This window comes from Umezawaea endophytica, from assembly GCF_025061645.1.
Taxonomy (GTDB): Bacteria; Actinomycetota; Actinomycetes; order Mycobacteriales; family Pseudonocardiaceae; genus Umezawaea; species Umezawaea endophytica.
In genome coordinates, this window is sequence record NZ_JANYMP010000004.1 from 236,059 (window position 1) to 257,018 (window position 20,960).

The window sequence follows — 20,960 nt, forward strand, 5'->3', positions numbered from 1 at the left end:
TTCGCCGGTGTGCGCTGGCGAACCGCCCCCGACGGGCCCCTGAGCTGGCTGAACGGCCGCAAACCGCTGCTGGGGCTGTCGGTGGTGTCGTTCCGGATGCGCTTCGGGCCACTTGCACGATAATTGATGCACGAGTTATCGTGCACTCATGGGTGAGGAGAATCCGGGCCCGACCGACCTCGGCACGGCCAAGGCGTTGGCCAACCCCGTGCGGCAGCGCATCCTGTGCGAACTGCGGGTGATGGGTGAGGCGACCTCGACGTCGCTGGCCAAGCGACTCGGCATCACCACCGGGGGCACCAGCTACAACCTGCGGGTGCTCGCCGAACACGGCCTGGTCGAGGAGGTTCCCGAGCGCGCTCGCGGCCGGGAGCGGTGGTGGCGCACGGCCCGGAAGGACGTGCGGTTCGCCCGCCTCCGCGAGCAGGACCCGGAGATGCGCGCCGCGACCGACGAACTGACCCGCCTCTGGGTCGCGGAGGACCTGGAGACGTTCGCCGAGTTCTGGGCGCACCGGGAACGGCTGGGCGAGTGGGCGGACGCCGTTCCGTTCTCGCGCGGCACGGTCCGCCTCGCCATGGAGGAACTGGGCGCGTTCTTCGAGGACTACCTCGCGCTGCTCAACCGCTACCAGCGCCCCGACGAGGACGTGCCGTCGGACGCGCGGACCGTGCTCACCCGGTTCATCGCCTTTCCCGACCCGAGGGAGGAAGTCGAGGACTGACCCCGAAGAAGACTCCGGGCCGTCGAGTTGCACCTCGACGGCCCGGAAAGCGGAAGCACCGCGCACCCCGCCCTCTCGGGCGGTTTCACCGATGCCGCAGAACTCCCACGGACAGGAGAGCACCTCGTGCTGCCCTTGCGCAAACCCATCGCGTGGCTCGCCGCGCTGATCAGCGTCGCGGCCACCGCGCCGCCCTCGAACGCCGACACCCGAGACGACCTGGTCACATCGGAGGTCAGCTACTCGAGCGGCACCATCACCTTGCACGGCACCGTGATCGCCCCACCGGGCGCGTCCGACCGACGGCCCGGCGTGGTCGTCGTGGCGGGCGCGGGCGCCTCCGACCGGAACGACTACCGCCCGGAGGCTGAGGCGTTCGCCAGAGCCGGGGTGGTGGCGCTGATCTACGACAAGCGCCCCGGCTACTCGCGGGCCACCAGCACGTTCGACGACCTCGCCGCCGACGCGAACGCCGGGGTCGACCTGCTGCGCACCCGGCCGGAGGTGGCGCCGGACCAGGTCGGGCTGTGGGGCCACAGCCAGGGCGGCTGGGTCGTGCCGCTGGCCGCGTCGACCTCCGAGCACGCCGCGTTCATCGTGGCGGTGGGCGCCAGTTCGGTCGACGCGGGCCGGACCCAGTTGTGGAGCAACGCCACGAAGCTGGCGCACGCCGGAGTTCGGGAGTCGCTGATCGGGCCCCTCGGCTCGAACGCCAGCCGGATGCTGATCGACGCGGGGTTGTTCGGGGACTCCGGACACGACCCGGTGCCCGTGCTCCGACGCGTCCGGCAGCCCGTGCTGGGGCTGTTCGCCGAGCACGACACCTCGTCCGTGCCGGGGGAGAGCCTGACAGGGTTCCGGAAAGCCCTGGACGAGGGCGGCAACACGCACTACACGCTGCGGGTGGTGCGGAACGCCGACCACTCGATGCGGCGCAGCGACGACGGCTACTCGGCCGCCGAGGAGTTCGCGCCCGGCTACGTCGAGCTGACGACGACGTGGATCACCGCCCTGGCGGCGGGCCCGCCGACCGCCTCGGCCGACGCGGCGCCGGTGCAGGACCGGGAGAGCGCCCCGGTCAGGCCGGTCGCGTGGTACGAGTCGCCGGTGGCGCACCTGGTCGTCCTGCTGGTGTTGCTGGGCGCTTTCGCCGCCCACCCGATCGGCGGGCTCGCGCGTCGGCTGCGGGGACGGACGTCCGGGCCCGGACGGCGGCCCGCCGCGGCGTTGGCGCTGTGCGGGATCGTCGCCGTGCTCGGCACACCGGTGTACCTGTTCTCGATCGTCGGGAGCGGAGCGTCCGATGTGGACTCCGCTGTGCTGGGCAGGCCGCCGGTGTGGTTGGCGCTCCAACTCGCGGCCATCGGTGTCGTGGTGGCGACTGCCGTCGTGTGGTGGCGCATGCGGACGGGGTGGCGGTTCGTGCCGCTCGCGGCGGCCGGTGTCCTGTTCGTCCCGTGGGCGGCCTACTGGGGGCTGTTCACCGTCTGACCGCGTTCGGCGGAGGCCACGCGGCCTCCGCCGAACGCCGGTGGGTCAGCCCACCGAGCACACCCTCCCGCCGACCCGGAACGTCGTCGGATCGGCGTCGGTGGCACCCGACGTGGCGACGAAACCGAGGTAGGTCGACCGGCCCGGCGCCACCCTCTCGTTCCACGGCAGGCCGGTGGCGGTGACGGCCGCGCCGTCCTGCTCCCACGTGGCCGACCAGCCGTTGGTGATCTTCTGGCCACCGGGGAAGTCGAAGCCCAACGCCCAGCCGTTCCAGGCCTTCTCACCGGTGTTGGTCACCTTGATGGTGGCGACCTCGCCGGACGACCACCTCGTCGACCTGTAGTCGACCTCGCACCCCGCCTTGCCGTCCGACTTCTCCGCCGCCCAGTTCGCGACCCACGCGAGCGCGGAGTTCCAGTTGACCGTCACCTCGTTGAGCGAGTACGCCTCGATGTGGTCCACGAAGCACTTCTGCGGCTTGCAGCCCTGGAGCAGCCTGGCCGCGATCGGGTCCTGGAGAGCGCTGTTCGGGCCACCGGACAGCACGCCGGGCGGCGCGGTCGGCAGCGACGGCTCCAACTGGTTGGCCCAGAACCGGTGGTGCACGTTGCGGACCGGCTGGTCGCCGTAGCCGGTGACGTAGGAGTAGCCCGTCGGGTTGCGGCCCAATAGGTAGTCCATCGTCCGGTAGACGCCCTCGCGGTACTTCGCGGCACCGGTGAAGTCGTTGGCCAGCGCCAGGACCACGGCGTTGTTCGCGACCAGACCGTTGGAACCCCAGTCGTAGGAACCATCCGGGTTCCGGTAGGGCACCGGGTAGCCCGCGGTGGCCATCTGGGCCAGGTGCGCGTCGGCGGTGGTCGTGAACGCCGACCTGATCGCCGCCACGTCCGCGCGCGGCAGGCCGTTGGGCACCACGGCGAGCGTGATGTCGCCGAGCGGGCCGGTCGACGCCCAGTCGAACCCGCGCGTGCTCAGGCTCTGCCCCCGGTAGTGGGGCGACCCGGTGACGTCGGCGCGGTAGGCGGCGCCGCCGGTCGTGGTGAACAGCTCCGCAGCGGCCCAGTAGAACTCGTCGGACACGGTGCCGTCGGAGTACGTGCCGCCGCCCGTGCCGTCGTTGGGATCGGCGAGGACGTTCGGGTTCGCCTTCGCCGCCGCGTAGGCCTTCTCGGCCGCCGCGAGCGCCTTCGCGGCGAACGCGGGGTCGATGGTCTTCCAGATCCGGGCGGACTGCGCGGCCACGGCGGCCGTGTTGAGCGTCGCCGCCGTGCTCACGGCCGACAGCCTGCGCGGCTGGGCGTCCTGGGCGGGCAGCGTGGGCAGCCCGGTCCAGTTGGCGTCGTGGATCTTGTGGTGGACCATGCCGCTCGGCGCCTGCATCCTCAGCAGGAACTCGACCTCCCAGCGGGCCTCGTCCAGGATGTCCGGCACGCCGTTGCCGCTCTCGGGGATCTTCAGCGAACCGTCGCCCAGCGCGTCCGCGTCACCGAGCGCGACCGCGCGCTCGTACGTGTCGAGCACCTGCCACGCGGAGATGCCGCCGTTGACGACGTACTTGCCGTGGTCACCCGCGTCGTACCAGCCGCCGCGCACGTCGAGGGTGTAGCCGCAGTTCAGGTCGGCACGGCACGGAACGTTGTCGTCACCCTGGTTCGGCGCCACGTTCAGGTGACCCGCCGCTCGGGCGTAGGTGTCGCCGACGTACTTCGCCTCAATCGGCGTGCCGCTGCGCTGGTGGTAGAAGAACTCCAGCGAGTCGTGGCGCAGCTCCGCGAACGGGTTGGCGGTGATGTCGAACGGGAAGCTCTCGTCATCGCCGACGGCGAGGGTGTAGCCGGTGCCCGCCTGGTCGAACGACGAGAAGTCGATCAGGTGGGTGTTGTCGCCCGAGGCGGCGTCGAGGCCCTGCGGCGTGCTCTGGCCGCTCGCGACGGTGGCGCCCGCCGAGTCGCGCACGGTCCACGGCCGGGGCGTGGTCGAGTCGCTGACCAGCGTGGCGTGCTTGGGCAGGCCGGGGAGGTAGCCGACCTGGTTGACCTGGATCTTCTTCGTCGGCGCGCCGGGACCGCCGCCGGGCGGGAGGGCACCGCCGACCAGGGAGACGTTGTCGACGCAGACCGTGTTGTCGAACGACTGGCCGCCGAGGTGGAAGGTGGCCTGCCCGTTGCCCGCGTCGGGGAAGTCGAGCGTGGAGGTGAACGTGTAGGTGAACCGCTGCTTGGTAGTCGTGACGTCGAAGTCCTGCTTCGCGATCTGCCGGTACGGGGCGACTCCCTCGCCCGTCACCGCCGAGACCCGCTGGGCCGTCGTGGCACGGGCGTCGAACGCGAACGTGTAGGACTGGCCGGTCTCGAACGGCACGCCGTTCTGGCCGATCAGGGCGTCCCAGGGATTCGTGGTGCCGCCCGTGACGGCGGTGCAGAACTCCCCGTCGGTGACGCGGCCGGACGTGCCCGCGCCGTTCCACCAGGGGTCGGCGGTACCGCCGGAGAAGGTGCCGTTGACGAGCCGCTCGTAGTCGGCCGCGTGGGCCGTGTAGCCGGTGCTGCCGGTGACGACCAGCGCTAACGCGGTGGTGGCCGCCTTGGCCGCACGGCGCCATCGCCGTGGCGAGTGGGGTGCCATGTAGTGATCTCCTCGAACCGCGGCACGTCGTGCAGGGGTGCCGTGCCGTCCGCTCTGACGGCTGCGCCCCGCTTCTGGGAGCGCTCCCAGAAACATAGGGGCCGGGTCGAGGTCTGTACAGGGGGCGTTCGTCAGCCCTGAACGCGGGCCTGGTGCACGCGGAGGTGGATCGCGGCCAGACCGAGCAGGGGAGCGGCCACACCGACGCGCTCCGCCACCGCCAGCAGGTCGCCGAACAACTGCTCGACCTCCGCGCTCCGCCTGCCGACCAGGTCGCGGTAGAGCGAGGACGTCAGCGGCGAGCCTGCCGTCGTGACCGTCGCCCGGATGCCCTCCAGTTCCGCGTCCGGCACCGCGTGACCCGCCGCCGCGACGATCGCGGCTGTCTCGTCGACCACCGCGCTCGCGAACTCCGCACCGCCGGGCACGGCGACCACCTCACCGACCGACCCGCGCATCAGGCACGTCACCGCGCCGAGAGAGGTGATGAACGCCCACTTCGTCCACAGGTCCGCGGTGATGTCCTCGACCTGGACCGCGTCGAACCCCGCGCCGGAGAGAGCGCGGTCCACCGCGTCGAGGGGCTTCGGCGCGGCGAGCGTGCCGTAGCGCAACAGGTGCGGACCGCCGTCGCGAACGATGTCGCCCTCGTCGTTCAGCGTCGTGATGATCCGTGCGGTACCACCGAGCACCGCGGCGTCGCCGAAGCGCTTGGCGAGCAGGTCGAGGTGCGCCGAACCGTTGAGCACCGGGAGGATCAGCGTGTCCAGGCCGACCGCGGGGGCGAAGTCCTCGATGGCGTCGGCGAGCGCGGTCGCCTTCACCGAGAGCAGCACCAGGTCGTACCCGCCGGTGATCCCGCCCGGCTCGACCAGCGTCGGCCGAACCGTCGTCACACCGCCCGGCTCGACGATCCGCAGACCACGTTCCCGCAGCACACGAGCCCGACCCGGCCGCACGAGGAACGTGACGTCACGCCCCGCTTCGACGAGCCGCGCACCGAAATAACCACCGGTCGCGCCCGCACCGACCACGAGGATCCTCATGCCAACGACAGTAGGCGCGGTTCGCGGGGACGGCAAAAGTGCTCTGGTGCCCTCCATCAGACTGGGATGCATGACGATCCCGCTGATCATCGACACCGACCCCGGAGTGGACGACGCGTTCGCACTGGCACTCGCGACCCGCAGCCCCGAGGTGGACCTGCTGGGGGTCACGACCGTCTTCGGCAACGTGTCGATCGACCACACCACCCGCAACGCCCAACGCCTGCTGGCACTCCTGGGAAGCACGGCCCCGGTGGCGAGGGGCGCCGACCGCGCGCTGGGCGAGGTGCACCTGCCCGACGCCCGACGCGTACACGGCGACGACGGCCTCTCCGGCAAGGCGCTGACACTGCCCGAAAACACCCGAATCGACCCCCGCGACGCCGTCGAATTCCTCCGCGACACCATCGACAGCACCACCGCCCCCGTCACCATCGCGGCGATCGGCCCACTCACCAACATCGCCCGCCTCCTGGAGACGCACGCGGGCCGAATCGGCAGGCTGGTGATCATGGGCGGCGGCATCGCAGGCGGCAACGTCACCCCCGCGGCTGAGTTCAACCTCTGGAGCGACGCGGACGCCGCCCACCGCGTGTTCGCCGAACGTCCGGTTTTGGTACCAATCGACCTGACCCGCAGGTGCGCCGTGGACGGCGCCTGGCTGGAGTCGCTGACCGGCGAGGTAGGAACCACGCTGGAAAGCCTCACCACGCGCTACCGCGAGTTCTACCTGGAGGCGAACGGCATCGACGGAATCCTGATCCACGACGCCGTCGCGGTAGCCGAAGCGATCAAGCCGGGCATCCTGACGACCTGCCGCCACCTGCTGGACGTGAACACGTCCGACGGCGACAGCCGAGGAGCGATCGTGCCGGGAGCATTCCCGGTGGACGTAGCGGAGGACACCGACGTCGAAGCACTACGAGCTTTTCTCCACCAACGCCTGTCCTCCTGACATCCAAAGTGGACACAGCACCTCTGACCTACCCACCCCAACCTCGCCATCTCCGCCGCCGCGCGCGCAGCGGCGATCAGCCTCGGTCGCGGTTGGTCAGTTGGGAGAGATCGAGTTTGCCGTCCGCTACTCGGCCTGCGACCAAACCCAGTGCCCCGAATGCGAGCACGATGAGGAAGGCACTGAAGCCGCCGAAGGCTGCGGCGAAGCCCAGTGCCAGGCCGGACAGCAGACCTAGTGAGGTGGCGGTCATCTCGCTGGCTCTCCTGGAGGTCGATGGTGGTGGAGCGGCGGGGTGGCGGTGGTCGGTCTTGTCGTGTGTGCCGCCGTGTTCGGCCTACTGGACGCGGGTGGGTGTGGGTTCCGATGTCGCTGTGTCGTCGTCGCCAGGGATGTGGACGTCTGTGACGGTGATGTTGACCTCGACCACCTCCAGGCCGGTCATCCGCTCGATCGAGGTGATCACGTTGCGGCGTACGGAGCGTGCGAGGTCGGCGATCGGGACGCCGTACTCGACCAGCAGTTGCAGGTCCACCGCGGCCTGCTTCTCGCCGACTTCGACGGAGACGCCCTGGCCCGCGCTGGCCGAGGCACCGGGGATGCGTTCGCGGATCGCGCCGAACGCGCGGGAGGTGCCTGTACCCAGTGCGTGCACGCCGCTGATCTCGCGGGCGGCCAAGCCGGCGATCTTCTGCACCACGGTGTCGGCGATGGTGGTCGAGCCTTGTTCCGTCGACAGGCGGCCGTTCGTCGGGACTACCGCGGTGCTCGGGTTGGTGGTGGCGGTCGGGTTGGTCATGATCGTGCTCCCTCTGGTTGGAATTGCTTGTGCTGGTAGGACACCGGCTTCGGTGGGAACGTCACGAGGCCGGTGGTGTGTCGTAGGTCTCAGTGAGTAGTGCTGCCGCGTCCAGATCGGTCACCACGATGCGCAGGGTGGCTGTGGCGAACGGACTGTGGCGCAGTACGTCGTTCAGGACGGTCGTGGCCTCGGCCAGTCGCGGGGGTAGTGGCAGGGCGGTCGCGACGACGCGTACTTCCACGACCTCTGGGCTCAGGTCCACGGCGAGGGTGTCCCAGTCCCACGGCACCCACGAGGTGGTCGGTTTCGTCGGCGGCGCGGCCGGGCGGAGGCCGGGGACGCTGCGCAGTGCGGCCAGGAGTTTCTCGGCCAGTTCCGGTGAGGTCGTCATGACAGCTCGATGTCCAGGACGAACACCGCGACCGCCGCCACCGGGAGGCCGGTGGCGTCCGTGATCGCGCGGGAGACCGCGCGCTGCACGGCTCTCGCCACGGCGACCGCCTGGTCGACGGCCGACGTCACGACGTCGACCTCCACCCAGACCTGGTTCTCGACCCGCACCCGCACACCCTCGGTCGGCACGGGATCCAAGCCTTTGAACCGCTGCCGCGCGGTGCGCGCCACCGACCCGACCAGACCGGCGACGCCTGGTTCCAACCGCACCACACCGGTGACGCCTCTCGCCGCGTGCGCGGCGACGGCGGCCACCACCGGTTTGGTGATCACGTGCTCCGGAGTCATCTCGCCCGTTCCCTCAGAGGTCGTACAGGTCTTCGACGGTGATGTCCAAACGGTCCACCCGCACGCCGACGCGCGCGGCGGCAGCCGCTGTCACCCGTTCGCGCACAACGTCCACCAGATCGACGGAGAGGTTCACGTAGCTCACCGCCAGCTTCATCCGCACGTCGATCACGTCGATCCGCGAGACGACCTCGCAGTGCCGGGCCCGGACGCCGGGGACCGTGTCGGCGGCGAACCTCAGCACCGCCGCGATGGCCCGACCGCTCACGTGGATGGGACCGGCGTCGTCACTCGGCATCGGCAGGACGTCGCCGCGGCGGACCTCGGCCCGGACCGCGGACATGATCCGGCCGAACAGCGCGCGCGACGGCTCCTCGGTGTCGTGCGCCATCTCCTCTGTGGCGGCGCGCAGAGCACGCAGGCTCTCGCGAGCGCCCAGGCAGTGCGGGCACTCCAGTTCGTGCGCGTCGATCTCGTCGAGCCGGTCCCACACCGCCTCGACGTCACGGCCGCAGGGCAGCAGGTAGCCCTGATCGGTCTCGTTCATCGCCATGGCGCCATCACCTCCGCGAGTTGCACTCGTGCGCGTGCGATTCGGCCGCGCACCACCGTCACGCTGCCGCCGATGTACTGCGCGATCTCGTCGTAGGACCGGCCGTGGACCTCGCGCAGCAGCCAGCACGCCCGCTGGTCGTCCGTGAGCTCGAGTAGCGCACTGGACAATGCGGCCATCTGCTCGCCGACCTCGGCCGACCTGTCCGGGAGGGGGTCGGTCGCTTCGTGGGCATCGGGTTCCACCTCCGTCTGAGGCTTGCGGGCGCGGATCACGTTGAGGCACCGGTTCGTCGTGGCCTTATATAGCCACGCCACGAACGCCGCCCCCTCTTGGAGTTGGTCCAGTCTCCGCCAAGCGGTCAGGAAGACCTCTTGAACGACGTCCTCGGCGTCAGGCCGGTTCGCGAGCATCCGCAGCGCGAACCGGTACATCTGCCCCTGGTACCGGAGTACCAGCGTCTCGTAGGCGCGTATGTCGCCATCCCTGGCACGGGTGACGAGCGTGACGTCGTCCAGCGGATCGCTGACGACCTCGATGTGCGTCATCCACGACCTCCGACTGCGCACGGCATCGGCGAATTCCTTTCCAGCGGCTCTTGGTAGGACACGGCCGGAGCGGGAAACGTCACGGCCTTTTCCAGGATCGGTGACGGTGATCGTCGTCACCTGGTGGAGCACCCGATCGTGGCGTGACGATTCCGCTGCTCGCGGTGTCCTCACTTCAAGACGGTCACCCGCCGGGTACCGCTGACTGGAGGAGAGACGCGATGTCGTTGGGCGACAGGATCGGCAACAAGGCCGAAGAGCTGGGTGGCAAGGCCAAGGAGGCCGCGGGCGAGGTGACCGGCGACGAGGCGCTGAAGGCCGAGGGGCAGGGCGATCAGGCCTCGGCGGGGCTGAAGAACGTCGTGGAGGACGTCAAGGACGCCGTCGGCGACGGCATCGAGAAGATCAAGAACGTCTTCTCCAAGTAGGACCTCCGGCCGGCAGGCCTGTCGGGGGTCTGCCGGCCGGACCCCTTGTCCTCAGAGGACGATCTCGGGGGAGAAGTAGTCGCGCATCAGTGCGATCTCACCGTCGCGCAGGCGGAAGATCTGCACGAGCGCCATCGGCTCGGCGTCGACGAACGCGGTGTCGAGTTCGACGATGAACACGTCCGGGTCGGCCGTGGTGTGCAGGACGTACCGCGACCTCGCGAAGTCGACCACGCGCTGGTCGGCCGCCGCTCTGCGGTGCATCTCGGCGAAGCCGTCCCGCAGCGCGGCCCGCCCCTCCAGCCTGCGCGGGTACCCCGTGCCTTCGGGCATGAGTGGTGCCTCGAAGACGCCGTCGGGCGTGTAGAGCCCGGCTTGCGCCTCGGCGTCACGAGTCATGCCGGCGCGAACGTGGCGTTCGAAGATCTCCTGTGGTGTCACGGCGAACCCCCATCGTGGTGTTGATCCCTCGAATCCAGTCTTCCGGACGGCCATCTCGCCCAAAGCTAACCACTTTGATGTTATTGACAGGTTAGGCGGCGGTGTGCTCCGATGTGGCGGCCAGGCTAACCGGATAAAACATTCGAAGGGGTTAGTTGATGACCTCGGTCCACCACCGCACCGCCACCGTCGGCGGCCAGTCGCTCTTCTACCGCGAGGCAGGTCCTGACGACGCGCCCACGATCGTCCTGCTGCACGGATTCCCGACCAGCTCGCACATGTTCCGCGGCCTGATCCCGCTGCTCGCCGACCGCTACCACGTGATCGCGCCCGACCTGCTCGGCTTCGGCCACTCGGCGGCGCCGTCGGTCGCGGAGTTCGACTACTCGTTCGACGCGCTCGCCGACCTCGTCGACGGGCTGCTCGACCAGCTCGGCGTCGACCGGACCGCGCTCTACGTGCAGGACTACGGCGCGCCCGTGGGCTGGCGGCTCGCGGTGCGACGGCCGGAGCGGATCACCGCGATCATCAGCCAGAACGGCAACGCCTACGCCGACGGGCTGGTACCGGAGTTCTGGGCGCCGGTGCGGGCGTACTGGGCCGACCCGAACCCGGAGACCGCCGCGCCGGTGCGCGCCGCGCTGAGCCTGGACGCGATTCGCTGGCAGTACACGCACGGCGTGCCCGACGTGAGCCTGATCAGCCCGGACGCCTGGGCGCACGACCACGCGCTGGTCTCACGGCCGGGCAACGCCGAAGTGCAGATGGCGCTGTTCCTGGACTACCGGACGAACCTGGAGCTGTACCCGAAGTTCCACGAGCACTTCCGCGCGAGTCAGGTGCCGCTGCTGGCCGTGTGGGGCGGCAACGACGAGATCTTCGGGCCGGACGGCGCGCGGGCGTTCCTCCGCGACCTGCCGGCCGCCGAGGTGCACCTGCTCGACGGTGGTCACTTCCTGCTGGAGAGCCACCTCGACGGGGTCGCCGGGTACATCCGAGGCTTCCTCGGCCGGGTGCTCTAGGCCCAGATCTCGTCGACGATGACCTGCACCCGCCGGACGGAGTCGACCTGGAAGACCGGTGGCGGGCCCGCCGCGCCGAGCACGCCGAGCGCCATCTCGGCGTAGCGCAGTGCCAGGTCCTCCAACGCGATCGGGCCGGCCGGGGCGTACCAGCGGGCGACGCCGCCGCACATCTCCAGCAGCGCGAGCCGGGCGACCTTGGGTGCGCGGACGTGGAACACGCCGTCCGCGCACCCGGCGTCGATGGCGTCCTGCCACAGCGCCTCGTAGCGGTCGCGCAACGCCACGACGGCACCGCGTCGGTCGGGCGAGAGGGCGCGCATCTCGTCGTCGACGACCCGCGTTTCCAGTCGGTGTGTCGCGTGGGTGAGCACGTGGAGTTCGACCAGGTCGGTGATCCGCTTCAGCGGATCGGATCCGGTGAAGCGTTCGCCTGCCTTGAGGAGGCGTTCCAGGCTCTCGGTCATGATCGAGACGAGCAGGTCCTCCTTGGTGCCCATGTAGTGGTAGAGCGTCGCGGAGGACAGGCCGGCGCGTTCAGCCAGGTCACGGATGCCGGTGCCGTGGAATCCGCGTTCCGCGAACAGTTCGACCGCGGCATCCCTGACCCTCGTTCCGGTGAGACTCACAGCGCACCCCTTGACCTCTTCGGCGGACCCGACCTACGGTCACATCATGCCCGATCGATCGATCGATCGGGAGACCGGGTAGGAGGAACGTCCGTGGTTGTCGAGTACGAGTGCCGCGATGGAGTGGCGCTGATCCACCTCAACCGGCCCGAGCGGCTCAACGCCGTGGTGCCCGCGCTCACCGACGGACTGGTGGAGGCGCTGACGCGAGCCTCGGCCGACGGCGCCGGGGTCGTGGTGCTCGCCGGGCGCGGTCGCGCGTTCTGCGCCGGGCACGACCTGAAGGAACCCGAACCGGTGGAAACCGTGCTGGAGACCAGAGCGCGGCTGGAGCGCATCCAGGACGTCACACGGCTGGTCCGGCGGTTCCCCGGCGTGGTGATCGCCGCGGTGCACGGGTACGCGCTCGGCGCCGGCTGCGAGTTCGCGCTCGCGTGTGACCTGGTCGTGGCGGACGAGGACGCCCAGTTCGGGTTCCCCGAGGTCAGTGTGGGGTTGAGCGTGACGGGCGGGATCTCCCGGCTGCTGCCGCACCTCGTCGGACTGGCCAAGGCGAAGGAACTGCTGCTGCTCGGTGAGCGCGTGCCCGCGGGTGAGGCCCAGGTCATCGGGCTGATCAGCCGCGTCGCTCCCGCCGGTGAGCACGAGAAGGTCGCCCTCGACCTGGCGGGCCGCGTCATCGCGCGGCCACGCGTCGCGGTCAGCCTGGCCAAACGCGTCCTCGATCTGGGGCTCGACGCCACGCTGGAGGAGGCGCTCGCGACGGAGGTCGACCACGCCCTGCTGACCAGCCTGTCCGGGGAAGGGGACGCGCCGCGTGAGGAGTTCGGACGTGACTGACCTCGTCACCGCCGTCCGCCGTGCGGGGGAGTTGTGGCCGGAGCGGACGGCCTGGACGTTCGATCCCGGAGTCCGGCTGACCTTCGGCGACGTCGACCGGCTGACGGCCGGGTACGCACAGGCCCTGCGGCTGAAGGGGATCGGCGCGGGCGACCGGGTAGCGGTGTTGCTGCGCAACCAGCCGGAGTTCCCGCTGGTATGGCTGGCGCTGGCCCGATTGGGCGCGGCGATGGTGCCGGTGAACACGCGGTACCGGACCGTGGACGCCGAGCACCTGCTGCGTGACTCGGCCGCGGTCGCCGTCGTGACCACCGAGGAGTTCCGGCCGCTGGTCGACTCCCTGGCCGTCCCTGTGTTGCCGCTGGAGGAACTCGTTCCCGTGGAGGGGTTCGAGCAGCAGCCGGTCGATCCCGGCGCGGCGGTGAACATCCAGTACACGTCCGGCACCACCGGGGCGCCCAAGGGCTGCGTGCTGTCGCACCGGTACTGGACCACCCTCGCCATCAGCCTGGTCGAGGAGTTCCCCCGGCTGGCCGCGGACGACGTGATGCTGACCGCGCAGCCGTTCTACTACATCGACCCGCAGTGGAACGTCGTGACCGCGCTGCTCGCAGGCGCCGAACTCGTCGTGCTGGACGGCTTCCACCCCTCCTCGTTCTGGGACAAGGTCCGCGAGCACGACGTCACCTACTTCTACTGCCTTGGCGCGATGCCGACGCTGTTGCTGCGCATGCCCGAGTCGCCGCTGGACCGCTCGCACCGGGTGCGGGCCGTGCAGTGCTCGGCGATCCCACCGTCGCTGCACTCGGCGCTGGAGACCCGCTGGGGTGTCGGCTGGTACGAGGCCTTCGGGATGACGGAGACCGGGGCGGACATCCGCGTCGGCGCCGAGGAGCACGACGAACTGGTCGGCACGGGTTGTCTGGGGCGGCCCGCCGCGCACCGCGAGATGAAGATCGTCGACGGTGAGCTCCTGCTGCGCGGGCCGGGGATGATGGACGGGTACCTCGGGCTGCCGAGCGTGCTGCGCGACGGGTGGTTCCCGACCGGCGACCTGGCCAGGCTGGACGAGCAGGGGCGCGTGTACCACCTGGGGCGGATCAAGGACATGATCCGGCGCAGCGGCGAGAACATCGCGGCGCACGAGGTGGAGGAGGTGCTGCTGAGCCATCCCGCCGTGACGCTCGCCGCCGTGGTCGGCGTGCCGGACGAGATCCGCGGCGAAGAGGTCAAGGCGTTCGTGGTCGGTGCGGTGAGCGAGGAGGAGTTGGCCGAGTACTGCGCGGAGCGGTTGGCGTCGTTCAAGGTGCCGCGCTACTGGGAGTTCCGTGCCGACCTGCCTCGGACACCGTCGGAACGAGTCGCGAAGCAACTGCTGGATCGGAGCGCGCCATGACCTTCGCATGGGACAGCCCGGTGTTCTTCGACGAACTCGACCTGAACGGGACGCTGCACAACTCGCGGTTCGCGGTGCACGTCGAACGCGCGCAGTCGGCGCTGTTCGAGGAACTGGGCAAGGGGTGGGCGCGGTTCGGCGACCGCGACCCGGACCTGCACTACGCGGTGCGGGAACTGCACGTGGAGTTCCTGGCGGCGGTGACCGCGCCGGGGCCGCTGCGGGTGGAACTGACGTTCGACCGGATCGGGACCACCAGCGCGGTGTACGGGTTCCGCTGTGGTGGCGACGTGACGTACGCGAAGGGGTATCGGGTGATCGTGAAGACCGATCCGGTGACGGGCAAGCCCGCGCCGTGGAGCGACTGGTACCGCGAGACCTTCCTGGAGAACCAGTCGTGATCGAAGCAGACCTGTTGCTGACCAACGCCGAAGTCGTCACGCTGGACGGGCCTGACGTGCGGTCGGTCGCGATCCTCGGTGATCGGATCGTGGCGCTGGAGGACGTGCCCGCTCGGGAGGTCGTGGACCTCGGAGGAGCCGTTGTCGTGCCAGGCTTCCACGACGCGCACAACCACATGGCATGGTTCGGGCTGACGCTGTCCGAAGTGGACCTTCGGGTTCGGGACCTGGCCGAGCTGTACCGCGCGGTGGAGGAGAGGGCGCGGACCGTCGAACCCGGCGAGTGGGTCGTCGGGGCCGGGTACGACCAGAACAAGATCGGTGGCCATCCGACGCGCGCGGAGCTGGACCGGGTGGCGCCGGGGCGGAAGGTGTGGCTGAAGCACACGTCCGGGCACATGTGCGTGGTGAACACGCCGGTGCTGGAGGCGTTGGGCATCACGTCTGGGCCGGTCGAGGTCGTCGGTGGAGTGGTGGACACCGAGACCGGGATGTTGCAGGAGCAGGCACAGCAGCTCGTGAACTCGCTGGTGCTGCCGTACCCGGTGGACACGTTGGTCGACGCGATCGACCGGGCCGGGCGGCAGTACCTGGCCGAGGGGATCACGAGCTGCGTCGAGGCCGGTATCGGCGGCGGCTGGATCGGCAAGTCACCCGTGGAGGTCGCTGCATACCAGGCCGCGCGCGAGAGGGGGAAGCTGCACGTCCGGGTGGAGTTGATGGTGGCGGTCGACGCGTTGCGGTCGTTGACCGCGCACGCCGACGACGGGCTGTCGCTCGGTCTCGATCTGGGTATCCGGAGCGGGTTCGGTGATGACTGGCTGCGCATCGGGCCGGTGAAGGTGTTCTCCGACGGTTCGCTGATCGGGCACACCTCCGCGATGTGCCAGGACTTCGCCGACACGCCCGGTGAACGCGGCTACCTGCAAGGCGAAGCCGAGGACCTGAAGGCGACGATCATCGCGGCGCACCGGTCCGGCTGGCGGGTCGCGACGCACGCCATCGGCGACGCGGCGATCGACCTGGTGCTGGACGCGTACGAGTCGGCCGCGGGGGCGTTCCCACGATCCGCGCCCCGACATCGGATCGAGCACTTCGGAGTGGCACGGCCCGACCAGGTGGCGCGGGCCGCGGCGCTGGGCGTGGTCCCGGTGCCGCAGGGCAGGTTCGTCAACGAGATCGGCGACGGGATGATCACCGCGTTGGGCCCGGACCGGGTGAAGTGGGCCTACCGGCAGAGATCGCTGCTCGACGCGGGGCTCGTGGTGCCGGGGAGTTCGGACCGGCCGGTAGTGCGTGGCGCCCCGCTGCTCGGGATGCACGACATGGTGAACCAGGTGACGTCGTCCGGGGCGTCGTTCAACCCGGACGAGGCGGTCAGCGGACTGGAGGCCTTGCGCGCCTTCACCTACGGGTCGGCGTACGCGTCGTGCCAGGAGGCGGTCAAGGGAACGATCACGCCGGGCAAGCTCGCCGACCTCGTGGTGCTGTCGGACAACCCGGTGACGGTGGATCCCGCTCGGATCAAGGACATCTCGGTGCTTCGGACGATGGTGGGAGGGGTGTTCCGGTGAAGCTCGTGGCAGCGGAGTCGTTGGAGACCGGAGACCTGGAGTTGGTGAGGGGGATCTACGAGGACGGGTTCCCACCGCACTTGCGGGCGTCGTTCTCCTCGCTGCTGGCCGACCGCGCGTACGTGTTGGTAGATGACGCGCCGATCGGGTTCGCCGTGTTGCGGCCGTTGGCGTCCACCGGGTGGGTGTTCCTGCGATATTTCGTCGCGGGCAGCCGTGGGCGTGGTGTCGGATCGATGCTGTGGACGCACCTGACCGGAGCGATGGGGGAGGCCGGGTTCACGCGGATGGTGCACGACGTGGAAGACCCCGCCGAGTCCGGTGTGGACGCCGAGGAAGTCGTGGTGCGGAACAGACGGATCTCGTTCTACGAACGGAACGGGGCACTGCTGCTGCCGGTGGAGTCGTACCTGCCACCGCACGGCGACGACGAAGAGCCGCACTCGTTGCGCTTGATGGCCGTGGATCTGAACCGCGCACCGACACCACCGATCGTGGGCGACGACCTCCGCGCGCTGGTGGAGGCGGTGTACGAACACCGATACGGCCTGAGCCCGGCCGACCCGGTTGTGCGCCGGACGGTTGTGTCCAGCGGACTCGCTTGAGAGGAAGTGGTGTGGTTGTTGCGGTAGCGGTAGGTCTGGCTTCCGCGTTCGACGGCGGCGCGGGTCGTCTTTCAGGGAGCCAGTGGTGGCTCACGGTTCTCTTGAGCCAGGTGCGGCTGGGGCCGGTGGTGGTGGCCGGTCAGGCCAGCGGCAGCCTGCTCAGGAGGGCTAGGCTGGCCAGGGACTCCGTTGTCGGGCACTGGTCGTCGGTTCCGCCCTTGGTGACGACGTACGGGTGCATCACCGGGAGGTCGTTCGTGTCCTTGGAGGAGGACTTTGTACGCGCAGGCACCGCTGCCACCCTGCGTATGCCGTGCGGGGTGCCCGTTTACGACGGTCCGCTGTCCCACCCACGCATTCCTATCCGGATTTGAAGACCGGGTAGTGCCGATTTGTGGAAGTGCGGTGCCGAGTCGAAAGTTTGGTGAAGGACATGGTCGTGCGCTGCTCGGTTCCGGGGTGGGGCGCGAGCTTGTGTCCGCTTGGATTGTAAAGGGGTGGTGGTCGGAGTGAAGAAGTGGCTGTGTGGTGTTGAGCCTGTCGGCTGAGCGGTTGTACGGCCACTCGCAGTAAGCCTTAATTCGCTTCCTTGACAGTGCGGGACCTCTGGCTACTCTCTTTCTGGGAGCGCTCCCAGACGTTGCGGCCATCCTCAAAGGAGAGCGAATGAAGCAGCGGAGAAGGATCTTCGGCGCGCTGGTGGCGGCGGTGGTGGCAGTGAGTGGAGTGGTTGCCGTCGGTGCTGGTAGTCAGGTCACGGCGGCGCCGGCCGGTGGTACTGGTACGGGGTATTTGCACACCAGTGGCAACAAGATTCTCGACAGCACGGGGGCTGTGGTTCGGCTGACCGGGTTGAACTGGTTCGGGATGGAGACCGACAACAAGACGTTCCACGGGTTGTGGGCTAGTCGCACGTGGCGGCAGCAGCTCGACCAGATGGCGCAGCTCGGGTACAACACGTTGCGCGTGCCGTTCTCCAACGACGCGCTGAAGGCTGATGCCAGGGCGACCGGGATCAACGACTTCACCAATCCGGATTTGGTGGGGCTGTCGCCGTTGCAGATTCTCGACAAGGTGATCGAGTACGTCGGGCAGAAGGGGATGCGGGTCATCCTGGACCGGCACCGGCCGACCAGTGCGGGGCAGTCGGCGCTCTGGTACACGGCGGGTGTTCCGGAGACGACCTGGATCAACGACTGGAAGGCGCTCGCGCAGCGTTACGCGGGCAACACCACCGTGATCGGTGCCGACCTGCACAACGAGCCGCACGCCGAGGGCACTAATCCGGCGGCGACCGGGTCTTGTTGGGGCTGTGGTGATACCGCGCGGGACTGGCGATTGGCGGCCGAGCGGGCGGGCAACGCGATCCTGGGTGTGCAGCCGAACTGGCTGATCTTCGTCGAGGGGGTGAGTTGTCCGAGTGGTGGGCTGTCGAACGTGTGGGACAACGACCCGACCAACGACGAGGACTGCGGCTGGTGGGGTGGCAACCTGTCGAAGGCAGGCGAGTTCCCGGTGCGGTTGAACGTGGCCAACCGGCTCGTGTACTCGCCGCACGAGTACGCCACCTCGGTCTACAACCAGCCGTGGTTCAGCGCACCCGACTACCCGGCGAACATGACGGCGATCTGGGACAAGTACTGGGGATACCTGTACAAGCAGAACATCGCGCCGCTGATGATGGGCGAGTTCGGCACCACGCTGGCCAACCCGGTCGACAAGGTGTGGTTGGAGAAGCTGATGGCGTACACCGGGACCGGTGTCAACGGCATCTCGTTCACCTACTGGTCGTGGAACCCCAACTCCGGTGACACCGGCGGCCTCGTCGGCGACGACTGGACCACGGTCAACCAGGCCAAGCAGTCGATCCTCCAGCCGTACCTGATCCCGCCCACCGGCGGTGGCACCAATCCGACGACCACGACCACGACGACCACCACCGGTGGTGGCGGTACGGGCAGGTGCACGACGGCGTGGAAGCTGGATAACTCTTGGCAGGGCGGTTTCCAGGGCGCGTTGACGGTCACCAACACCGCGACGACTGCGGCGAACCCCTGGAAGGTCACCTTCACCCTGCCCGCGGGAGCCACCGTCTCCAGCGGGTGGAACGGCACGTTCACCCAGTCCGGCAACACGGTCACCGTGATCGCGCCATCCCACAGCCCGTCCCTCGCCGCCGGAGCGGGTGTGTCGCTCGGGTTCACCGCCAACGGCACGGCGGGAGCCCCTGCGGCCGTGACGCTCAACGCGACGGCCTGCGCCTAGGCGGAGGAGAGGGCGGCTGCGGAGGGGACGGCGGCGGCCTCGGCGGAACCGGAACCGGAACCGGAGGCGGAGACGGCAGAGGCGGCGGAGACGGAGACGGAGGCGGAGGCAGGACGGGGGTGGGACGGGGGTGGGGGACGGGCGGGGGCGTTCGGCAAAGTCCACGCGGGGGCCTGCGCCTGGTTTGCGGCCAGCGATGTTCGCATCGCTGGCCGCTGGCGGTGGTGCGCGCGCCGCTGTTGGCGGGTGGCGGTATTCCCGTGACTGTTCGCGGGAGGCGGTACAAGTGCGGGTGTGCGTAGACGAGGAACTCGGTGTCCTCTGGGCGGCGCGGGTGGTGTCTGTTGTGGATGGTGGGCGCATCCTCAACGTGAAGAACGCGCGCAGCCAGATCATCGATGGTCTGGTGATGGGCATTGGTGTGGCCCTCTTCGAGGACGTGATATTCGACGCCGACGACCATGCGGCCGGGTGGCGGGGCCGGGGGCTGTCGATCATCCTCGGCGAGGTGCTGTGACCCGGTCGCGACACGGTGGGTCCACATCGGACGGAGTGGCGTGGTGGGTTGGTGGTGGTGTGGTTGAGCGCGGTGACCACCCCGTTCACCCGATCGAGTTTCCGTGAGACCCTCGATGGGCAGGCCGCGCGGGTCATTGCCCGATCTACTGACCCGACCTGGCGGGTGGTGCTTTCCTGGATGGTGGTCACGCGGTGCTTCCAGGGTGGCCACAGGCCGGGCGGAGTTCGTTGGAACTTCGGGTGCCGTTGGGCCGACCGGTGGGGGTAGGCGAGAACAGGAGAGCGGGAAAGCGGATGAGCAGCAAGAACGCGACGCGCAAGCGTGGCAGCAAGGCAGTGGCGCAGGCCAGGGGAGCAGGGGGTAACCGGGTCGCGGTCATCGCGGGGGTCGTGGTGGTGGCGGTGCTCGCGGCCGTCGTTGTCGGTGCGGTGATCTTCTCCGGCAAGAAGGAGGCTGAGGAGACGCGGACCATTGGGATTCCCGTCGTCTCGGCGGGGGTGTCTGGTGTGCCCGCGGTGTTGGAGGAGCAGACCGGAACGGTCGTGGTCGGCAAGGCCGACGCGAAGGCGACCATCGACGTGTACGAGGACTTTCTCTGCCCGATCTGCGGCACCTTCGAGGCGCAGAACGACAAGCAGATCGACGAGGCGCTGTCGGCCGGGACGTTGAAGGTGCGTTACCACATCGTCAACCTGCTCGACTCGAAGTCCAAGCCCGCCGGGTACTCGCTGCTGTCGGCCAACGCGGCGCTGTCGGTGGCGAAGAACAGCCCGGAGAAGTTCGCGGACTTCCACGCCAGCCTGTTCGGCGCGCAACCGCAGGAGGGCGGCGCGGGTTACACCGCGGACCAGCTCGTCGCGTTGGGCAAGGACCTCCAGGTTGGCGGTACCTACGAGCAGGACGTGCGCGGTGGCACGTTCAACGAGATTGTGAAGACCGCGTATCGGACGGCGGGGTCGGACCCGGCGCTCCAGCGCACCCAGGGCAGTCAGACGTACTTCGGCACGCCGACGGTGGCGAGCGGGGGCAAGCTCGTGGACATCTCGAAGTCGACCTGGTTGACGGATCTGATCGGCTGATGTGCTCGGCGAGGCCCGTCCTGGTGGACGGGCCTCCGAGGGGACACCAAATAGTCCACTGAGGACAGATGAAGGTCGTAGGTCCAGCGGGATGGGCGCGCCGTGGCGACGGTGGTTCTGGGATTGTCGCCAAGAGCCAAGAGCCAAGAGCCAAGAGCGGAGAGCGGAGAGCGGAGAGCGGAGAGCGGAGAGCGGAGAGCGGAGAGCGGAGAGCGGAGAGCGGAGAGCGGAGAGCGGAGAGCGGAGAGCGGAGAGCGGAGAGCGGAGAG

General features: G+C 69.3%; 24 protein-coding genes. 13 read left to right on the forward strand and 11 right to left on the reverse strand.

Going from position 1 to position 20,960, the window contains the following annotated elements; all coding sequences use genetic code 11:
* Positions 1-148 precede the first annotated feature (148 nt).
* On the forward strand, positions 149-724 hold the full coding sequence (locus tag NZH93_RS11005) for an ArsR/SmtB family transcription factor (protein ID WP_259622887.1): 576 nt from the start codon (positions 149-151) through the stop codon (positions 722-724).
* A gap of 126 nt (positions 725-850) precedes the next feature.
* A complete protein-coding gene (locus NZH93_RS11010) occupies positions 851-2,215 on the forward strand; it encodes an alpha/beta hydrolase family protein (protein WP_259622888.1) in 1,365 nt (454 codons plus the stop codon).
* Between the two features lie 45 nt (positions 2,216-2,260).
* Here NZH93_RS11010 and NZH93_RS11015 read toward each other — a convergent pair whose 3' ends face one another.
* Together NZH93_RS11015 and NZH93_RS11020 are read right to left on the reverse strand one after the other, a co-directional pair.
* Entirely contained in the window at positions 2,261-4,846 is a 2,586-nt protein-coding gene (locus NZH93_RS11015) for a glycoside hydrolase family 9 protein (RefSeq protein ID WP_259622889.1), read from the reverse strand.
* A gap of 131 nt (positions 4,847-4,977) precedes the next feature.
* A complete protein-coding gene (locus NZH93_RS11020) occupies positions 4,978-5,892 on the reverse strand; it encodes a ketopantoate reductase family protein (protein WP_259622890.1) in 915 nt (304 codons plus the stop codon).
* Between the two features lie 70 nt (positions 5,893-5,962).
* On the opposite strand from NZH93_RS11020, the gene NZH93_RS11025 reads away from it, so the two are divergent.
* The gene (locus NZH93_RS11025) at positions 5,963-6,847 is read left to right on the forward strand and encodes a nucleoside hydrolase (protein ID WP_259622891.1); all 885 of its coding nucleotides are present in this window, start codon (positions 5,963-5,965) and stop codon (positions 6,845-6,847) included.
* A gap of 76 nt (positions 6,848-6,923) precedes the next feature.
* On the opposite strand, the gene NZH93_RS11030 is transcribed toward NZH93_RS11025, so the two are convergent.
* The 6 genes from NZH93_RS11030 to NZH93_RS11055 form a co-directional block, all read right to left on the reverse strand.
* The gene (locus NZH93_RS11030; protein ID WP_259622892.1) at positions 6,924-7,100 is read right to left on the reverse strand and encodes a hypothetical protein; all 177 of its coding nucleotides are present in this window, start codon (positions 7,098-7,100) and stop codon (positions 6,924-6,926) included.
* Positions 7,101-7,184: 84 nt separating this feature from the next.
* Positions 7,185-7,646 (reverse strand): Asp23/Gls24 family envelope stress response protein, encoded by a 462-nt coding sequence (locus NZH93_RS11035; RefSeq protein WP_259622893.1) that lies wholly within the window; start codon positions 7,644-7,646, stop codon positions 7,185-7,187.
* A gap of 61 nt (positions 7,647-7,707) precedes the next feature.
* Positions 7,708-8,040, reverse strand: coding sequence for a hypothetical protein (locus NZH93_RS11040; protein WP_259622894.1), 333 nt, complete (start codon positions 8,038-8,040; stop codon positions 7,708-7,710).
* Positions 8,037-8,390, reverse strand: a complete 354-nt coding sequence (locus tag NZH93_RS11045) for an Asp23/Gls24 family envelope stress response protein (RefSeq protein ID WP_259622895.1) — start codon at positions 8,388-8,390, stop codon at positions 8,037-8,039. The genes NZH93_RS11040 and NZH93_RS11045 overlap by 4 nt, the downstream gene beginning before the upstream one ends.
* Positions 8,391-8,403: 13 nt before the next feature.
* Entirely contained in the window at positions 8,404-8,943 is a 540-nt protein-coding gene (locus tag NZH93_RS11050; RefSeq protein ID WP_259622896.1) for an Asp23/Gls24 family envelope stress response protein, read from the reverse strand.
* Positions 8,934-9,491 carry an RNA polymerase sigma factor gene (locus NZH93_RS11055; RefSeq protein WP_259622897.1) on the reverse strand — a complete coding sequence of 186 codons (558 nt, stop codon included), beginning with the start codon at positions 9,489-9,491 and terminating at the stop codon, positions 8,934-8,936. The genes NZH93_RS11050 and NZH93_RS11055 overlap by 10 nt, the downstream gene beginning before the upstream one ends.
* A gap of 221 nt (positions 9,492-9,712) precedes the next feature.
* On the opposite strand from NZH93_RS11055, the gene NZH93_RS11060 reads away from it, so the two are divergent.
* Positions 9,713-9,919: a CsbD family protein gene (locus NZH93_RS11060; RefSeq protein ID WP_259622898.1), complete on the forward strand. Its 207-nt coding sequence runs from the start codon at positions 9,713-9,715 to the stop codon at positions 9,917-9,919.
* A 51-nt stretch (positions 9,920-9,970) separates the two neighbouring features.
* On the opposite strand, the gene NZH93_RS11065 is transcribed toward NZH93_RS11060, so the two are convergent.
* On the reverse strand, positions 9,971-10,414 hold the full coding sequence (locus tag NZH93_RS11065) for a nuclear transport factor 2 family protein (RefSeq protein WP_259622899.1): 444 nt from the start codon (positions 10,412-10,414) through the stop codon (positions 9,971-9,973).
* A 104-nt stretch (positions 10,415-10,518) separates the two neighbouring features.
* On the opposite strand from NZH93_RS11065, the gene NZH93_RS11070 reads away from it, so the two are divergent.
* Entirely contained in the window at positions 10,519-11,382 is an 864-nt protein-coding gene (locus NZH93_RS11070; protein ID WP_259622900.1) for an alpha/beta fold hydrolase, read from the forward strand.
* On the opposite strand, the gene NZH93_RS11075 is transcribed toward NZH93_RS11070, so the two are convergent.
* The gene (locus NZH93_RS11075; RefSeq protein ID WP_259622901.1) at positions 11,379-12,011 is read right to left on the reverse strand and encodes a TetR/AcrR family transcriptional regulator; all 633 of its coding nucleotides are present in this window, start codon (positions 12,009-12,011) and stop codon (positions 11,379-11,381) included. The genes NZH93_RS11070 and NZH93_RS11075 overlap by 4 nt on opposite strands.
* Before the next feature lie 93 nt (positions 12,012-12,104).
* Between NZH93_RS11075 and NZH93_RS11080 the strand changes: the two genes are divergently transcribed.
* The 5 genes from NZH93_RS11080 to NZH93_RS11100 are packed head-to-tail and all read left to right on the forward strand — an operon-like array spanning position 12,105 to position 16,827.
* Positions 12,105-12,851, forward strand: a complete 747-nt coding sequence (locus tag NZH93_RS11080) for an enoyl-CoA hydratase/isomerase family protein (RefSeq protein ID WP_259622902.1) — start codon at positions 12,105-12,107, stop codon at positions 12,849-12,851.
* Positions 12,844-14,247 (forward strand): AMP-binding protein, encoded by a 1,404-nt coding sequence (locus tag NZH93_RS11085; RefSeq protein ID WP_259622903.1) that lies wholly within the window; start codon positions 12,844-12,846, stop codon positions 14,245-14,247. Before NZH93_RS11080 ends, NZH93_RS11085 begins: the two co-directional genes overlap by 8 nt.
* A complete protein-coding gene (locus tag NZH93_RS11090; RefSeq protein WP_259622904.1) occupies positions 14,244-14,648 on the forward strand; it encodes an acyl-CoA thioesterase in 405 nt (134 codons plus the stop codon). Before NZH93_RS11085 ends, NZH93_RS11090 begins: the two co-directional genes overlap by 4 nt.
* The gene (locus tag NZH93_RS11095) at positions 14,645-16,222 is read left to right on the forward strand and encodes an amidohydrolase (protein WP_308214187.1); all 1,578 of its coding nucleotides are present in this window, start codon (positions 14,645-14,647) and stop codon (positions 16,220-16,222) included. The genes NZH93_RS11090 and NZH93_RS11095 overlap by 4 nt, the downstream gene beginning before the upstream one ends.
* Positions 16,219-16,827: a GNAT family N-acetyltransferase gene (locus NZH93_RS11100; RefSeq protein ID WP_259622905.1), complete on the forward strand. Its 609-nt coding sequence runs from the start codon at positions 16,219-16,221 to the stop codon at positions 16,825-16,827. The genes NZH93_RS11095 and NZH93_RS11100 overlap by 4 nt, the downstream gene beginning before the upstream one ends.
* A gap of 139 nt (positions 16,828-16,966) precedes the next feature.
* Here NZH93_RS11100 and NZH93_RS11105 read toward each other — a convergent pair whose 3' ends face one another.
* Positions 16,967-17,119 (reverse strand): hypothetical protein, encoded by a 153-nt coding sequence (locus NZH93_RS11105; protein WP_259622906.1) that lies wholly within the window; start codon positions 17,117-17,119, stop codon positions 16,967-16,969.
* A 374-nt stretch (positions 17,120-17,493) separates the two neighbouring features.
* On the opposite strand from NZH93_RS11105, the gene NZH93_RS11110 reads away from it, so the two are divergent.
* The 3 genes from NZH93_RS11110 (at position 17,494) to NZH93_RS11120 (ending at position 20,691) form a co-directional block, all read left to right on the forward strand.
* The gene (locus tag NZH93_RS11110) at positions 17,494-19,092 is read left to right on the forward strand and encodes a cellulase family glycosylhydrolase (protein WP_259622907.1); all 1,599 of its coding nucleotides are present in this window, start codon (positions 17,494-17,496) and stop codon (positions 19,090-19,092) included.
* Between the two features lie 196 nt (positions 19,093-19,288).
* Positions 19,289-19,609 carry a molybdopterin cofactor-binding domain-containing protein gene (locus NZH93_RS11115; protein WP_259622908.1) on the forward strand — a complete coding sequence of 107 codons (321 nt, stop codon included), beginning with the start codon at positions 19,289-19,291 and terminating at the stop codon, positions 19,607-19,609.
* Positions 19,610-19,905: 296 nt separating this feature from the next.
* Positions 19,906-20,691 carry a DsbA family protein gene (locus NZH93_RS11120; RefSeq protein WP_259622909.1) on the forward strand — a complete coding sequence of 262 codons (786 nt, stop codon included), beginning with the start codon at positions 19,906-19,908 and terminating at the stop codon, positions 20,689-20,691.
* Positions 20,692-20,960 lie beyond the last annotated feature (269 nt).

Coding starts and splice junctions, on each gene's coding strand:
- NZH93_RS11005 (WP_259622887.1), top strand. CDS start 149: ATGGGTGAGGAGAATCCGGGCCCGACCGACCTCGGCACGGCCAAGGCG.
- NZH93_RS11015 (WP_259622889.1), bottom strand. CDS start 4,846: ATGGCACCCCACTCGCCACGGCGATGGCGCCGTGCGGCCAAGGCGGCC.
- NZH93_RS11020 (WP_259622890.1), bottom strand. CDS start 5,892: ATGAGGATCCTCGTGGTCGGTGCGGGCGCGACCGGTGGTTATTTCGGT.
- NZH93_RS11025 (WP_259622891.1), top strand. CDS start 5,963: ATGACGATCCCGCTGATCATCGACACCGACCCCGGAGTGGACGACGCG.
- NZH93_RS11030 (WP_259622892.1), bottom strand. CDS start 7,100: ATGACCGCCACCTCACTAGGTCTGCTGTCCGGCCTGGCACTGGGCTTC.
- NZH93_RS11035 (WP_259622893.1), bottom strand. CDS start 7,646: ATGACCAACCCGACCGCCACCACCAACCCGAGCACCGCGGTAGTCCCG.
- NZH93_RS11040 (WP_259622894.1), bottom strand. CDS start 8,040: ATGACGACCTCACCGGAACTGGCCGAGAAACTCCTGGCCGCACTGCGC.
- NZH93_RS11045 (WP_259622895.1), bottom strand. CDS start 8,390: ATGACTCCGGAGCACGTGATCACCAAACCGGTGGTGGCCGCCGTCGCC.
- NZH93_RS11050 (WP_259622896.1), bottom strand. CDS start 8,943: ATGGCGATGAACGAGACCGATCAGGGCTACCTGCTGCCCTGCGGCCGT.
- NZH93_RS11055 (WP_259622897.1), bottom strand. CDS start 9,491: ATGACGCACATCGAGGTCGTCAGCGATCCGCTGGACGACGTCACGCTC.
- NZH93_RS11060 (WP_259622898.1), top strand. CDS start 9,713: ATGTCGTTGGGCGACAGGATCGGCAACAAGGCCGAAGAGCTGGGTGGC.
- NZH93_RS11065 (WP_259622899.1), bottom strand. CDS start 10,414: ATGGCCGTCCGGAAGACTGGATTCGAGGGATCAACACCACGATGGGGG.
- NZH93_RS11070 (WP_259622900.1), top strand. CDS start 10,519: ATGACCTCGGTCCACCACCGCACCGCCACCGTCGGCGGCCAGTCGCTC.
- NZH93_RS11090 (WP_259622904.1), top strand. CDS start 14,244: ATGACCTTCGCATGGGACAGCCCGGTGTTCTTCGACGAACTCGACCTG.
- NZH93_RS11110 (WP_259622907.1), top strand. CDS start 17,494: ATGAAGCAGCGGAGAAGGATCTTCGGCGCGCTGGTGGCGGCGGTGGTG.
- NZH93_RS11115 (WP_259622908.1), top strand. CDS start 19,289: ATGTTCGCATCGCTGGCCGCTGGCGGTGGTGCGCGCGCCGCTGTTGGC.
- NZH93_RS11120 (WP_259622909.1), top strand. CDS start 19,906: ATGAGCAGCAAGAACGCGACGCGCAAGCGTGGCAGCAAGGCAGTGGCG.